Origin of the sequence: Allobosea sp. (assembly GCF_017308075.1) — a bacterium.
Classification (GTDB): Bacteria; Pseudomonadota; Alphaproteobacteria; order Rhizobiales; family Beijerinckiaceae; genus Allobosea.
The window spans coordinates 85,806-99,397 of sequence record NZ_JAFKFX010000029.1; the positions used below are offsets into that span (position 1 = coordinate 85,806).

Consider the following 13,592-nt stretch of genomic DNA (forward strand, 5'->3'; position numbering starts at 1 on the left):
CCCGGAAAGACGAGTCTTGCGCACCAGGCGGGCTCAATCGCCCGGCTGGGCTCCGTCATAGCCGCCGATGATCACGAGATCGACCGGGCCGACCTTGGCGAGGTGCTGCACCGCCGCCTGATATTCCGGCGATTCATAGCAGGCACGGGCCGTCGCCTCGTCCTTGAACTCGATGACGACGTTGTGCTTGCGGCCCTCGCCGCGGGCGAGCTTGTACTCGCCGCCGCGGACGATGAACTTGCCGCCATACTTCGCGAAAGCGATGGCGTTGAGCGAACGGTAGGTCGCGTATTCAGCCTCGTTCTGCACATCGAGGCGGGCGATCCAGTAGCCCTTCGCCATGATCAGACGCCTTCGACGACGACGATGTCGATCTCGCCGGCGCCTTCGCGCTCCTTGCGCGCCGCGGCGTATTCCGGCGAGTTCACATAGGCCTTGGCCGCTTCGAAATCCTTGAACTCGATGACGATGTTGCGGGCCCTGCCCTCGCCCTCGCCGACCGTCATCTGGCCGCCACGCACCAAAGGCGTGCCGCGATACTGCTTGATCGCTTCCGAGGCCTTGGCGGCATAGGCCGCCCACAGCGTCGCGTTGGAGACCTTGGCGCGCGCGATCACATATCCCTTGGGCATTTCGGCTTCCATTTCCGTTTGGATGGGGGGCGAAGCTTAGGCGGCGCCGGCGATCTCGTCCATGATCGCGGCAGCCGCCGCGCGCGGATCAGCCGCGCGGATGACGGGACGCCCGATCACCAGATGGTCGGCCCCGGCGGCAATGGCCTCGCCCGGCGTCAAGGTGCGCTTCTGGTCGCCGGCGGCGCTGCCGGCCGGGCGGATGCCGGGGGTGACGATGACCATGTCCGGACCGATGACGCCGCGCACGATCTCGGTCTCGGCGGCGGAGCAGACGATGCCGTCGACGCCGGCGATGCGGGCCTGCTGGGCGCGCATACGCACGAGATCGCGCACGGCGAGCCCATAGCCGGCATCCTTGAGATCGCCATCGTCATAGGAGGTGAGCGCCGTGACGGCGAGCAGCTTCATGGCGGAATCGCCGCGCCCCTCGACCGCACCGCGCATGGTCTGCGGATAGGCGTGCACGGTGAGGAAGGTGACGCCGAGCTTGGTCAGCGATTCCACCCCTTCGGTGACGGTGTTGCCGATATCGTGCAGCTTCAGGTCGAGGAAGACCTTCTTGCCCTCGCCGATCAGCTGGCGGGCAAGGTCGAGCCCGCCAGCGAAGGCGAGCCGGTAGCCGATCTTGTAGAAGCTCGCCTGGTCGCCGAGCGTCGCGACGATGCGATAGGCGTCCCAGATCGTCGGAACGTCGAGCGCGACGATCATGCGGTCCCGGAGATCGTTGATTTTCTGCGCCATGGCCCTGTCCTCCTCGCTGCCCGGCGGCGATGGGGCACGATTCGACGGGGAGCGCAACCTTTGCCTGCTTGCTCGCGGGCGAAGAGGCGCCTCAGGCCGCCCCGCTCAACACCTGCGCGAAGACCTTGGCCCAGACGTCGGGCGTCTGCGCGCCGGAGACGGCGAGCTTGCCGTCGACGATGAAGAAGGGCACCCCGGTGACGCCGACCCGCTGCGCATGCGCCTCGAGGCCGATCACCGTCTCGCGCAACTCGTCATTGGCGAGTTCGTCGCGCGCCGCCCGCTCGTCATAGCCCTGCTCGCCCGCGATCGCGACCAGCGTGTCGAGATCGCCGATGTCGCGGCCGTCCTGCCAATAGGCCTTGAACAGCGCCGCCTTCATCTCGCTGCCGCGCTGCACGGTCGAGGCGGCGGCGACGAGCATATGGGCCATGCGGGTGTTGACGCTCTTCTTGACCGCAGCCCAGTTGAAGGTGACGCCGCTTTCCAGCGCCGCCTCGGAGAGCCGCAGTTCGATCTCCCTGCGCTTGCCGGGCCCGAACTTGGCATCGAGATAGGCGGTGCGGTCCATGCCCTCCTCCGGCATCTCCGGATTGAGCTCATAGGGCAGCCAGGTGATGGCAACACGCTCGGTCAGGCCGTGATTGGCGAGCGCCGTCTCGAGCCGCGCCTTGCCGATGAAGCACCAGGGGCAGGCGAGATCGGAGACGATCGCGATCGGCAGCTTGTCTTGCATGACTCGTTCCTTGGCGCTGGGCGCGGCAGGTTTCAGATCGGCGGATAGGCATGGAGATCGCCATGGCGATCTTCCGCATGGCCCTGCGCGCCGGGCGTCTCGCAGCCCGAGAGAAAGGTCGGGCCCACGGGAATCTTGCCGGCGCCGCCGGGGATGTCGAGGATATAAGTCGGCTGGCAGAGGCCGGAAAGATTGCCGCGCAGGCTTTTGACCAGCGCCTGCCCTTCCGCCAGCGACAGCCGGAAATGCGAGGTTCCTGGCGCGAGATCGGGATGGTGCAGGTAGTAGGGCTTGACCCGGTTCTCGACGAAGGCGCGCATCAGCGCCGAGAGGGTCTCGACATCGGCGTTGACGCCCTTGAGCAGCACGCTCTGGCTGACCAGGACATGGCCGGCATCGGCGAGCCGGGCGAGCGCCGCGCGCGCCGCCGGCGTGAACTCGCGCGGGTGATTGGCGTGGACCGCGACATAGCTCGCCTTGCCGGGCACACGCAGCGCCCTGGCGTAATCCTGCGTGACGCGCTCCGGCTGGACCATCGGCACGCGGCTGTGCCAGCGCGCCACCTTGATATGCGGGATCGCGGCGAGCCGCTCGCCGACCTCGCGCAGGCGCCGGGCGGAGAGGATCAGCGGGTCGCCGCCGGTCATGATCACCTCCCAGATCTCAGGCCGAGAGGCGAGATAGGCGAGTGCCGCGTCGAGCTTCTCGCCGGTCAGCGCGTCGCCGCCCGGACCAACCATCTCGCGGCGGAAGCAGAAGCGGCAATAGACCGGGCAGGCATGGACCAGCTTGAGCAGCGCGCGGTCGGGATAGCGATGAATCACGCCCTCGACCGGCGAATGCGCCTCGTCGCCGATCGGATCCGCCAGTTCCTCGGGCAGGGTCCTGAGCTCGGCGGCATCCGGCACGAACTGGCGAGCGATCGGGTCGGCCGCCTCGGCCGGGTCGATCAGCGCCGCGACAGCCGGGGTCACCGAAACGGCGTAGCGCGCTGCGACCTCGGCCAAGGCCTCGCGCCGGGCGGGCGCGACGAGGCCGCGCTCGACGAGGGCGTCGATCGTCTTCAGCGGCTGGCCGGGCGGTTGATGGATGGTCATCGTCCTGCCCTGCCCGGTTGCGCGACCGGCGTCCAGAGCACATCCTCGATGCGGCGCGCATCGGTGCAGAGCATCACCAGCCGGTCGAAGCCGAGCGCGATGCCGGAGGCCTCGGGCATCGCTCCGAGCGCCGCGAGGAAATCCTCGTCGATCGGATAGCGCTCGCCATAGATGCGCTCTTTCTCGTCCATATCCGCCTCGAAACGCCGGCGCTGCTCGGCCGGATCGGTCAGTTCGCCGAAGGCGTTCGCCAGCTCGACGCCGCAGGCGAAGAGTTCGAAGCGTTCGGCGACGCGCGGATCGCCGGGTTTCGGCCGGGCCAGCGCCGCCTCGGAGATCGGGTATTCGCACAGGATGGTGGCGCGCCCACGGCCGAGATGCGGCTCGACCTTCTCGGCGAGGACGCGGCTGAAGATGTCGGCCCAGCTGTCGTCCTCGGCCAACCTGATGCCGGCGGCCCGCGCCTGCCCGGCCAGTGCCTCGCGATCGGTCGCTCCATCGGCGGCGATCGTCGCCATCAGGTCGATCCCGGCATCGCGGGCGAAGGCTTCGTGCAAGGTGAGTCGCTCGGGCTCGGCGAAAGGGTCGACCTCGGAGCCGCGCCAGCGCAGGCGGGCCGCACCGGCTGCCCGTGCAGCCTGCGCCAGCAATTCGGCGCAATCGGCCATCAGCGCCTCATAGGGCTCGCCGACCCGGTACCATTCCAGCATGGTGAATTCGGGATGATGCAGCGCCGTGCGCTCGCGGTTGCGGAAGACGCGGGCGAAATCGAAGATGCGTCGCTCGCCGGCCGCCAGCAGCTTCTTGGCGGCGAACTCCGGCGAGGTGTGCAGGTAATAGGGATGCTCGGCGCCGCCATCGTCGACGAAGACGGTGCGGAAACCGTGCAGATGCGTCTCGTTGCCGGGCGAGCGCTGCAACAGTGCCGCCTCGACCTCGATAAAATCGCGCGCCTCGAACCAGCGCCGCAGCGCCGCCTTGACGCGGCCACGCGCCATCAAGGCGGGGCGCCGGTCGGCATGGATGTCCGGCCGCCAGAAGGGCGGGGCATTTTCGTTCATGGATCCTCTGGCGAAACCGTCAGCCAGCTTTCGTTTTGCGCGTAAATGCGGTAGTTGCGCGGCGATGAAATCGGCATAGCGCGCCCCTCAGCAGCGCACCAGCGAGGAATTTCAAGTGGTCAAGGTCATCGCCTCCTCCGTCCGCAAGGGCAACGTCCTCGAAGTCGACGGGCATCTCTGCTCGGTGCTGTCGGCCGAGAGCTTCTTCCCCGGCAAGGGCACGCCGACGACACAGATCGACATGCGCCGCATCGCGGACGGCGTGAAGGTCTCGCAGCGCTACAAGACGACCGAGCAGGTCGAGCGCGCCTATGTCGAGGATCGTGACTTCACCTATCTCTACCAGGATGGCGAGCAATACGTCTTCATGAACCCCGAGACTTATGACCAGCTGCCGGTCGACGGCGATGTGGTCGGCGATCTCGCCGCCTATCTCCAGGAAGGCATGAAGGTCACCCTCTCGGTGTTCGACGACCGGGCGGTGGCGATCGAGCTGCCGCAGCGCGTCACGCTCGAAGTGGTCGAGACCGAGCCGGTGACCAAGGGCCAGACGGCCTCCTCCTCCTACAAGCCGGCAATCCTCTCGAACGGTGTGCGCTCGGCCGTGCCGCCGCATATCGGCGTCGGCACGCGCATCGTGGTGATGACCGCCGACGGCTCCTATGTCGAGCGCGCGAAGGATTGATCGCGCTTCGGCGCGCCGCCTGACGGCGCATGCGCTATAGAATGAGGCAGCGGGCCCTTTCCGGGCCCGTTTCCGTTTCTGGAGCCAGACCATGCCGCTTTCCGCCCATGCCGCCGCTTTCACCGGCTTCATCCAGACCCTGAAGGCACTCGACGCCATCCTCGACAAGGCGCAGGCCGAAGCGGAGACGCGCAAGATCCAGCCGGAGGTGCTGCTGGCGAGCCGCCTCGCGCCGGACATGCTGCCCTTCACCCGGCAGATCCAGCTGATGTCGGATTTCGCCAAGAATGCCGGGGCGCGCCTCGCCGGCGGCGAAAATCCGCGCTTCCCCGACGAGGAGAAGAGCTTCCCGGAACTCAAGGCGCGGATCGCCCGGACGCTCGATTTCCTCGCCTCCGTCGACAAGGCGGCGCTCGATGCCGGGCTGGAACGGGACGTCACCTTCCCGCGCGGTCAGTCCGCCACCGTGACGATGAAGGGCGCGGATTATCTCACGCGCTTCGCCGTTCCGAACTTCTATTTCCACGCCACCACCGCCTACGCGATCCTGCGCGAGAACTGCTTCTCGATCGGCAAGCAGGACTTCCTCAAGGGCGTGTTCGACGCCTGAGTCGCGCCGCACCACCGCGAGCGCAGGGAAAGGACGACCGCCGTCATGCTCGCCCTTGGGGCGAGCATCCATCTCTTGAACACCGCACTCGCTACGGGAAGACGTGGATGGTCGGGACAAGCCCGACCATGACGGCAAGCGGCTCGCCCGGACTTCGGAGAGACTGCGCCTCCGTCACTCCGTAACGCCACTGGATGCAGCGGCCCGTCACAGATAGGGCGAGCAGAGCCAGAGCAGGCGGTCGAGCAGGCGGATCGGAAAGGGCCGGGCCCGCAACTGCGCCAAGGTGACCGGACGCGCCTTGGCGATCACCCCGTCGATACGCGCCTCGATGCTGCGGGCGAAATCCGCATCCAGCACTTCGAGGTCGATCTCGAAATTCAGCCGCAGCGAGCGCGGGTCGAGATTGGAGGAGCCGACATAGGCCCAGGTTCCGTCGATGGCGAGCAGCTTGGAATGGTCGAAGGCGCCGGTGGCGCGCCAGACCCGGCAGCCATCCTTCAGCACCTGGTCGAACTGCGCCTGCATGGCGCGGTCGACAAGGACGAGATTGTTGACCTCGGGCACGACGATGTCGATCGCAACCCCGCGGCGGGCGGCGGTGACGAGCGCGCTGATCAATTCGCGATCCGGCAGGAAATAGGGCGACATGATCCGGATCGAGTCGCGTGCCACCGAGAAGGCACCGATCAGCAGCCGGTGATTGGTCTCGAGGCTGGAATCCGGCCCCGAGGCGACCGCGCGCATCACCACGCCGCCTTCGCCGGGGGGCGGCTGCGGTGCAACCGACCAGGCGGCGTCGGCGAGGTCCTCGCCCGAGGCGAAGCGCCAATCCTCGGCGGCGACCGCGAGCAGATCCTCGACCACCGGGCCGGCGATACGGAAATGCGTGTCTCGCGCCGTCGCGTCCCCGGCGAATTCCCGGGTGAAGCCCTGCCTGATGTTCATGCCGCCGGCGAAGGCGATCTCCCCGTCGACGATCAGGAGTTTGCGGTGCGTGCGCAGGTTCGCATAGGGCAGCCGCAGTCCCATGATGATGTTGCCGTTGAAGACGTCGACCGGCACCCCGCCCTTCTGCAGATAGCCGACGATGCTCGGCACCGAATAGCGCGCGCCGACCGCATCGATCAGAACCCGCACCGCGACGCCGCGCCCGCGCGCCGCGATCAGCGCATCGGCGAGACGCCGCCCGATCGGATCCCGGTCGAAGATATAGGTCTCGAGGATGACCGCGCGGCGGGCGCTCGCAATCGCTTCCGCCATCGCGGCATAGGCCTCGTCACCGGTTCGCAGGGTCGCGATGGCGTTGCCGCTCTTGAGCTGACGGCGTACCACCTTGTCGCCGAGCGTCTTCAGCGCGGCGAAGCGCCGGCCGAATGTGCGCGCCACCGCTTCGTCGGAGGTCGCGGCGGGCTCGCCCGCCGCGCCGGCCCCGGACTCCCGCCTTCGCTGCGAGACGATCGAGGCCCGGCGCATGCGGTTGACGCCGGCGACCGCATAGATCAGTGCGCCCAGAAAAGGGGAGAGCAGGATGACGCCAACCCAGCCGATGGCGGCGCGGACCTCGTCCTTGGTCAGCGCGGCGTGGCTGGCGGCGACCACGGTGATCGCAAGCGACAGCGCGGCCAGGATATGCGGCCAGTAGCCGTAGAGAATCTCCCACATGGCGCCGACTATCGCACGGCCGGCAGCCCCGGCAATGGCGCTCGCACCGGCGTAGCGCTTCACCCCTTGCGCAACGGCGGGGGCATACCCATATCGGGTTCACGGCGATGTCGAGGGCGTTCCACGGCCCTCCAGCGTCGTTGAAGACGGCCATGAATTTGGACCGGTGACGCCGGATGTACGCGCACAGGTTCGGGACATGGCCGTTGGCCAATCAGAGACCCGCCGCGAGCGCTCGCGGCGGGTCTTTTTATATCAGTCGCGCAGGAACGGGTTGTTGCGCCGCTCCTCGCCGAGCGTGCTCGCCTGCCCGTGGCCGGGCAAGAACTGGACGTCGTCGCCGAGCGGCAGGAGCTTGCCCTTGATGCCGGCGATCAGGTCCTCATGGCTGCCATAAGGGAAATCCGTGCGGCCGACCGAACCGGCGAAGACGGTATCGCCGGCGAGCAGGAAACGCAGCTCCTTTTGGAAGAAGGTGACATGGCCCGGCGTGTGGCCCGGCACGTGCTGGACGGAGAATGTAACGTCACCGACTGAGACGCTGTCCCCTTCCGCGAGCCAGCGCGTCGGCGTCACGGCCTTCATGTCGCGGATCTCGAAGCGCAGGCCTTGTTCGGGCAGCGCGTCGAGCAGGAACTTGTCAGCCTCGTGCGGGCCGATGATCGGCAGGGAAAGCGCCTCGGCGAGCTCGGTCGCGCCACCGGCATGGTCGAGATGGCCATGGGTCAGCCAGATCGCCACCGGCTTGACGCCGGTTTCCTTCAGCGCCGCCTGGATGCGCGCGACATCGCCGCCGGGATCGACGATCGCCGCCTCCATGGTCTTGGTGCACCAGACGAGCGAGCAGTTCTGCTGAAACGGCGTCACCGGAATGACGGCGATGCTGAGCGGGGGCTGCGGTTGGTCGTTCATGCGGTGCCTTTCGCTGGGAATCCGCCTGAGCGGCTGATTGTTCGGGAGACGCGCGTCATTCCGGGGCGGGCCGAAGGCCCGAGCCCGGAACCCATGAACACGACAGGCATCAGGCAGGCGCGGACCGTGCGCTCATCGTGGCAAGCGTCATGTTCATGGGTTCCGGGCGCTTCGCTGCGCGAAGCCCCGGAATGACGCGGGAATGCGGTCAGATTTCGCCGGGCAAGCTAGCGCTTGCCGCAGCGATTGGCGAGCAGCACCCGGTAGTCGGAGAGCGATTCGTCCATCTGGGCGACGTTCTGCTCGCGCTCGCGCCCGCTCTGGCAGGTCGCGAAGACCGAACGGGCCTTCTGTAGGAAGGCGACATGCTCGCGCCAGGCCGCACATTGCGTCGCCTGGTCGGCATTGGCGACCTGCTGCATCTTGTACTGCCGCTGACGCATGGCCGCCTCGTTCTGGAACAGGTCGCGCGAGCAGGTCGCCGGAACCGGGCGCGGCTGCGCCGCAGCCAGCGTCGGCAGCAGCGCGAGCGTCACCCCAAGGATGGCACGGCGAATCATCCGAGATTCAGCTCCTTGAAGAAGTCGTTGCCCTTGTCGTCGATGACGATGAAGGCCGGGAAGTCCTCGACCTCGATCTTCCAGACCGCTTCCATGCCGAGCTCGGGATATTCGAGCACCTCGACCTTCTTGATGCAGTCTTGCGCCAGCCGCGCCGCCGGTCCGCCGATCGAGCCGAGATAGAAGCCGCCATGGCGGGCGCAGGCCTCGCGCACCGCCGAGGAACGGTTGCCCTTGGCGAGCATGACCATCGAGCCGCCGAAGGACTGGAACTGGTCGACGAAGGAATCCATGCGCCCGGCCGTGGTCGGGCCGAAGGAGCCGGAAGCCATGCCGTCCGGCGTCTTGGCCGGGCCGGCGTAGTAGACTGGGTGGTTCTTGAAATAATCGGGCATGCCCTGCCCGCTCTCGAGCCGCTCGCGGATCTTGGCATGGGCGAGGTCGCGGGCGACGACGATCGTACCGGTCAGCGAAAGGCGGGTCTTGACCGGATGCCTGGTCAAGGTGGCCAGAATCTCGCTCATCGGCTGGTTGAGGTCGACCTTGACGACATCGCCGCCGAGCGAAGCGTCCTCGACCTCGGGCAGGTATTTGGCCGGGTTGGTCTCCAGCGCCTCGAGGAAGATGCCGTCGCGGGTGATCTTGCCCTTGGCCTGACGGTCGGCCGAGCAGGAGACGCCGAGGCCGATCGGCAGCGAGGCACCGTGGCGCGGCAGGCGGATGACGCGGACGTCATGGCAGAAATACTTGCCGCCGAACTGCGCGCCGACACCGAGCGACTGCGTCAGCTTGTGGATTTCCTCTTCCATCTCGATGTCGCGGAAGGCGTGACCGGCGGGCGAGCCCTTGGTCGGCAGGCCGTCGAGATAACGGGTCGAGGCGAGCTTGACGGTCTTCAGATTCTGCTCGGCCGAGGTGCCGCCGATGACGATGGCGAGGTGATAGGGCGGGCAGGCCGCGGTGCCGAGCGTCAGGATCTTCTCCTTCAGGAACGCCGTCATGCGGTCCTTGGTCAGGAGCGAGGGCGTCGCCTGGTAGAGGAAGGTCTTGTTGGCCGAGCCGCCGCCCTTGCAGACGAAGAGGAATTTGTAGGCGTCCTCGCCCTCGGCATAGATGTCGATCTGCGCCGGCAGGTTGGTCGCCGTGTTCTTCTCCTCGAACATGGAGAGCGGTGCGAGCTGCGAATAGCGCAGATTGCGCTTGAAATAGGCATCCGCGACGCCTTCGCCGAGCGCGGCCTCGTCATCGCCATCGGTCCAGACCTTGCGGCCGCGCTTGCCCATGATGATCGCCGTGCCGGTATCCTGGCACATCGGCAGCACGCCACCCGCGGCGATATTGGCGTTCTTGAGCAGGTCATAGGCGACGAACTTGTCGTTCGAGGTCGCCTCGGGATCGTCGAGGATCTTCTGAAGCTGGGCGAGATGCCCCGGGCGCAGGAGATGGTTGATGTCGATGAAGGCCTGCTCGGAGAGCCGGCGGATCGCCTCGCGCGAAACCGTCAGGAGCTCGCGATCACCGATTTTCTCGACCGTGACACCTTCCGTGCCGAGCGAGCGATAGGGCGTCTTGTCCTCGCCGAGCGGGAAGAGATCGACATGGGTATAGGCCATCGGGCGACACTCCGGCATTTCGGTGGCGCCTGGCGCGACACCTCACAGCTTCGGGCGCGTCATAGCCCCTTGGGCCAAGGCCTCCAAGCCTAGATTGCGATGGTTCCAGGGAGGGGTGGCGGCGCTCGAAACGCGATACGAACCCTTGTCCCGAGGCCCGATCGCAATTCGCGTCTCGCAAGCCGCCCCAGATGATTCCGATGCCTTCCGGAGCATTCTTCGAGACCGCCGCCCAGCGGCGCCTCCGGACGAGGGGCTCGGAGCCCCTTGCGAAACTCAGGCCGCCTTGGCGGCGGTCTCCGCCAGGATCGCATAGATCGCCGCCGGATCATGCGCATGGCGCACCTGCTCCAGCACAGTCTGGTTGCGCAGCACGCGGGCGACGCGCGCCAGCGCCTTGAGATGATCGGCCCCCGCCCCTTCCGGGGCGATCAGCACGAAGATGATGTCGACGGGCTGGCCATCGAGCGCCTCGAAATCAAGCGCTTTCTCGGCGCGCGCGAACAGACCGACCAGCTTGTCGATGCCTGGCATCCGGCCATGGGGAATGGCGATTCCATCGCCGATTCCGGTCGAGCCGAGGCGCTCGCGCTGCAGCAGCGCCTCGAAGAGTTCACGCTCGGGCAGGCCGGTGAGCAAAGCCGCGTGCTGGGCCAGTTCCTGAAGCGCCTGCTTCTTGCTGTTGGCGCGCAGCGGCGAAATCACCGCCTCGGGCCGAAGGAGATCGGTCAACGTCATAGGCCAATCCATGCATGTCCCGTGCCTGGCGTCCGGTCCCTACCGGCAAGCCCGGCAGGGCGCCCAGATTCATCGGCGGCGGAACCTCAAGAAAGAGAAGCCGGCGGATCGATCCAACCGATATTGCCGTCGCGGCGGCGGTATACGACGTTCATGCGACCATTGCCAGCGTGGCGGAAGATGACGACCGGCGCGCCCGTCATGTCGAGCTCGGCCACTGCGTCACCCACCGTCATCTGATGCAGGGATTTCGTTGATTCGGCCACGATCACCGGGTTTTCGCCGACGAGATCCGCATCATGTTCCTCGACGTCCTGGTCGGGAGCCGCGATGACATAGCTGGGGATGGCGAGCCCGGCCTCGCGCCCGTTCATCGCCGCGGAACGATCCTTCAACCGGCGCTTGTAGCGGCGCAGCCGCTTCTCGATCCGCTCGGCCATCTTTTCGAGGCTGGCATAGGGATCATGCGCGATGGCCGAGGCTTCGAGCGTGATGCCGGAGGAGAGATGCAGGACACCATCCGTCTTGAACGCCGTTCCGTCCTTGCCGACGGTGACGTGCCCCTGATAGCCGCCCTCGTAATACTTGCTCAGGGCTGCCGCCACGCGCGCTTCGGCCTGGCCACGCAGGGCCTCGCCGACATCGAGATTCTTGCCGGAGATTCGCAAGCTCATGGAGTGCTTCCCCTTCTTGTCGCCATGGCCAGTGGTCGGCCATCTACTGGAGGTAAGGACGGGGTTGCCGGCTTGTCAATGAGCCGGAAGGCGGGTGCTTCGAAGGGACTGCTCCGAAATTGACACCTGCCGCTAGGGCACCGAAAGCACCCGAGGCAGGACAAGCTCCCGCCTCTGCCAGCCGCCCGTGCAGAGCTCTTCCGGGCCGGCCGTGGCCGCTCTCAGCGCCCGCCTCCGGCCATGGCGAGTTTCTCGCGACGGCGCTCCATCGAGGATGGGATGCGCAGCGATTCGCGGTATTTCGCGACGGTTCGCCGGGCGATATCGATGCCGCTCGCCTTCAGCCTGGTGACGATCGCGTCATCCGAAAGGATCCCGGACGCGCTCTCCTCGTCGATCATCTGCTTGATCCGGTAACGCACCGCCTCGGCGGAATGGGCCTCGCCATAACCGGTGGCGGCGATCGCGGCCGAGAAAAAATACTTCATCTCGAAGACGCCGCGCGGGCAGCCCAGATACTTGTTCGAGGTTACGCGCGACACCGTCGATTCGTGCATGCCGATCGCGTCGGCGACGGTCTTGAGATTCAACGGCCGCAAATGCTCGACGCCATGGGCGAAGAACCCGTCCTGCTGCCGCACGATCTCGCTGGCCACCTTGAGGATGGTGCGGGCACGCTGTTCGAGCGATCGGGTCAGCCAGTTCGCGGTCTGCAGGCATTCGGCGATGAAGGCCTTGTCCTCGTCATTGCGCGCCGCGCGCGAGACACGGGCATGGTAGGTCTGGTTGACCAGCACCCGTGGCAGCGTGTCGGGGTTGAGGTCAATCAGCCAGGAGCCATCCGGCGCCGCGCGGATGAAGACGTCCGGCACCACCGTCTCGGCCGCCGAACCGCCGAAGGCTCGGCCCGGCTTCGGGTCGAGGCGCCTGATCTCGGCGACCATATCGGCGATGTCCTCGTCGTCGACGCCGCAGATGCGCTTCAGCGCGGCATAATCACGCTTGGCGAGCAGCGGCAGATTGGCGAGCAGGGCCTGCATGGCGGGGTCGTAGCGATCGCGGTCGCGCAGCTGGATGGCGAGGCACTCGCCGACGTCGCGCGCCGCGACACCACTCGGATCGAAACCCTGGACGAGGCGCAGAACCGCCTCGACCATGGCCTCGTCGACGCCCAGCCGCGACGCGATCTCGGCCAGCGGCTCGGCGAGATAGCCGGCATCGTCGACCCCGTCGATGATGTGCCGCCCGATCAGGCGCTCGGCTGGCGAGGCCACGGCAAGGTCGAGCTGGGCGGCGAGATGCTCGTGCAGCGAGAGCTCGGCGGTCAGGCTCGACTCGAAGCCCTCGGGGCCATCCTCGAAGGAGCCGCCATTGCCGCCATAGGCCCCGCCGGTGATCGGCAGGCTGTCGGCGCCACGGCTGTCGAGCCGCGCAACCTGCGGCTGCTCGCTCTGGAAGACGTTCTCCAGCCCGGTGCCGAGCCGGCCTTCGATGCCCTCCTGGGTGTTCAGGCTCTCGGCCCGCTCATAGCTTGCCTGGTCGGCAGCCAGCACAGCCTCGTTGGCGGCCCCGGGCAGCGCCGGCTCGCCGGCCTCGTCACCGCGCTCGAGCAACGGGTTCCGCTCGAGCTCGCCCTCGACGAAACTCTGCAATTCGAGATGGGAAAGCTGGAGGAGCTTGATCGCCTGCAGAAGCTGCGGCGTCATCACCAGGGATTGCCCCTGGCGCAACTCCATGCGCGGCATCATCGCCATAGACGGCCTTCACTCCAACTCCTGCAAGACCCGGCCGGCACGCCAATCTGCCGGCACGCTTCTTGCTTGAAGCAGAACCCTACCCGCCTCGGCGGATGAGGTCAAAGGCCG

The 13,592-nt window shown here is 67.0% G+C and carries 15 protein-coding genes; 2 read left to right on the top strand and 13 right to left on the bottom strand.

Going from position 1 to position 13,592, the window contains the following annotated elements:
• Positions 1–33: 33 nt before the first annotated feature.
• The 6 genes from J0J10_RS10925 to epmA all read right to left on the bottom strand — a co-directional run bounded on the left by J0J10_RS10925 (position 34) and on the right by epmA (position 4,270).
• Positions 34–342, bottom strand: coding sequence for a DUF1330 domain-containing protein (locus tag J0J10_RS10925; RefSeq protein WP_066478322.1), 309 nt, complete (start codon positions 340–342; stop codon positions 34–36).
• A gap of 2 nt (positions 343–344) precedes the next feature.
• Positions 345–632 carry a DUF1330 domain-containing protein gene (locus tag J0J10_RS10930; protein ID WP_291646519.1) on the bottom strand — a complete coding sequence of 96 codons (288 nt, stop codon included), beginning with the start codon at positions 630–632 and terminating at the stop codon, positions 345–347.
• 36 nt (positions 633–668) lie between these two features.
• On the bottom strand, positions 669–1,376 hold the full coding sequence (gene pyrF, locus J0J10_RS10935) for an orotidine-5'-phosphate decarboxylase (protein ID WP_291639829.1): 708 nt from the start codon (positions 1,374–1,376) through the stop codon (positions 669–671).
• 91 nt (positions 1,377–1,467) lie between these two features.
• Positions 1,468–2,112, bottom strand: a complete 645-nt coding sequence (locus tag J0J10_RS10940; protein WP_291646520.1) for a DsbA family oxidoreductase — start codon at positions 2,110–2,112, stop codon at positions 1,468–1,470.
• A 32-nt stretch (positions 2,113–2,144) separates the two neighbouring features.
• Positions 2,145–3,209, bottom strand: coding sequence for a lysine-2,3-aminomutase-like protein (locus tag J0J10_RS10945; RefSeq protein WP_291646521.1), 1,065 nt, complete (start codon positions 3,207–3,209; stop codon positions 2,145–2,147).
• The gene (gene epmA, locus J0J10_RS10950; RefSeq protein ID WP_291646522.1) at positions 3,206–4,270 is read right to left on the bottom strand and encodes an EF-P lysine aminoacylase EpmA; all 1,065 of its coding nucleotides are present in this window, start codon (positions 4,268–4,270) and stop codon (positions 3,206–3,208) included. Before epmA ends, J0J10_RS10945 begins: the two co-directional genes overlap by 4 nt.
• Positions 4,271–4,385: 115 nt before the next feature.
• On the opposite strand from epmA, the gene efp reads away from it, so the two are divergent.
• Positions 4,386–4,955 carry an elongation factor P gene (gene efp / locus J0J10_RS10955; RefSeq protein ID WP_291639821.1) on the top strand — a complete coding sequence of 190 codons (570 nt, stop codon included), beginning with the start codon at positions 4,386–4,388 and terminating at the stop codon, positions 4,953–4,955.
• 91 nt (positions 4,956–5,046) lie between these two features.
• Positions 5,047–5,565, top strand: coding sequence for a DUF1993 domain-containing protein (locus J0J10_RS10960; RefSeq protein ID WP_291646524.1), 519 nt, complete (start codon positions 5,047–5,049; stop codon positions 5,563–5,565).
• A 207-nt stretch (positions 5,566–5,772) separates the two neighbouring features.
• Here J0J10_RS10960 and J0J10_RS10965 read toward each other — a convergent pair whose 3' ends face one another.
• The 7 genes from J0J10_RS10965 to rpoN form a co-directional block, all read right to left on the bottom strand.
• Positions 5,773–7,230, bottom strand: coding sequence for a phospholipase D-like domain-containing protein (locus J0J10_RS10965; protein WP_291646695.1), 1,458 nt, complete (start codon positions 7,228–7,230; stop codon positions 5,773–5,775).
• Positions 7,231–7,485: 255 nt separating this feature from the next.
• Entirely contained in the window at positions 7,486–8,142 is a 657-nt protein-coding gene (locus J0J10_RS10970; protein ID WP_291646526.1) for an MBL fold metallo-hydrolase, read from the bottom strand.
• 227 nt (positions 8,143–8,369) lie between these two features.
• Positions 8,370–8,702 (bottom strand): hypothetical protein, encoded by a 333-nt coding sequence (locus J0J10_RS10975; RefSeq protein WP_291646527.1) that lies wholly within the window; start codon positions 8,700–8,702, stop codon positions 8,370–8,372.
• A complete protein-coding gene (locus J0J10_RS10980) occupies positions 8,699–10,315 on the bottom strand; it encodes a fumarate hydratase (protein ID WP_291646529.1) in 1,617 nt (538 codons plus the stop codon). The genes J0J10_RS10975 and J0J10_RS10980 overlap by 4 nt, the downstream gene beginning before the upstream one ends.
• A 276-nt stretch (positions 10,316–10,591) precedes the next feature.
• Positions 10,592–11,053 carry a PTS IIA-like nitrogen regulatory protein PtsN gene (ptsN, locus tag J0J10_RS10985; RefSeq protein ID WP_291639812.1) on the bottom strand — a complete coding sequence of 154 codons (462 nt, stop codon included), beginning with the start codon at positions 11,051–11,053 and terminating at the stop codon, positions 10,592–10,594.
• A gap of 86 nt (positions 11,054–11,139) precedes the next feature.
• On the bottom strand, positions 11,140–11,727 hold the full coding sequence (gene hpf / locus J0J10_RS10990) for a ribosome hibernation-promoting factor, HPF/YfiA family (protein ID WP_291646531.1): 588 nt from the start codon (positions 11,725–11,727) through the stop codon (positions 11,140–11,142).
• A 221-nt stretch (positions 11,728–11,948) separates the two neighbouring features.
• Positions 11,949–13,481: an RNA polymerase factor sigma-54 gene (rpoN, locus tag J0J10_RS10995; protein ID WP_291646533.1), complete on the bottom strand. Its 1,533-nt coding sequence runs from the start codon at positions 13,479–13,481 to the stop codon at positions 11,949–11,951.
• Positions 13,482–13,592: the final 111 nt, after the last annotated feature.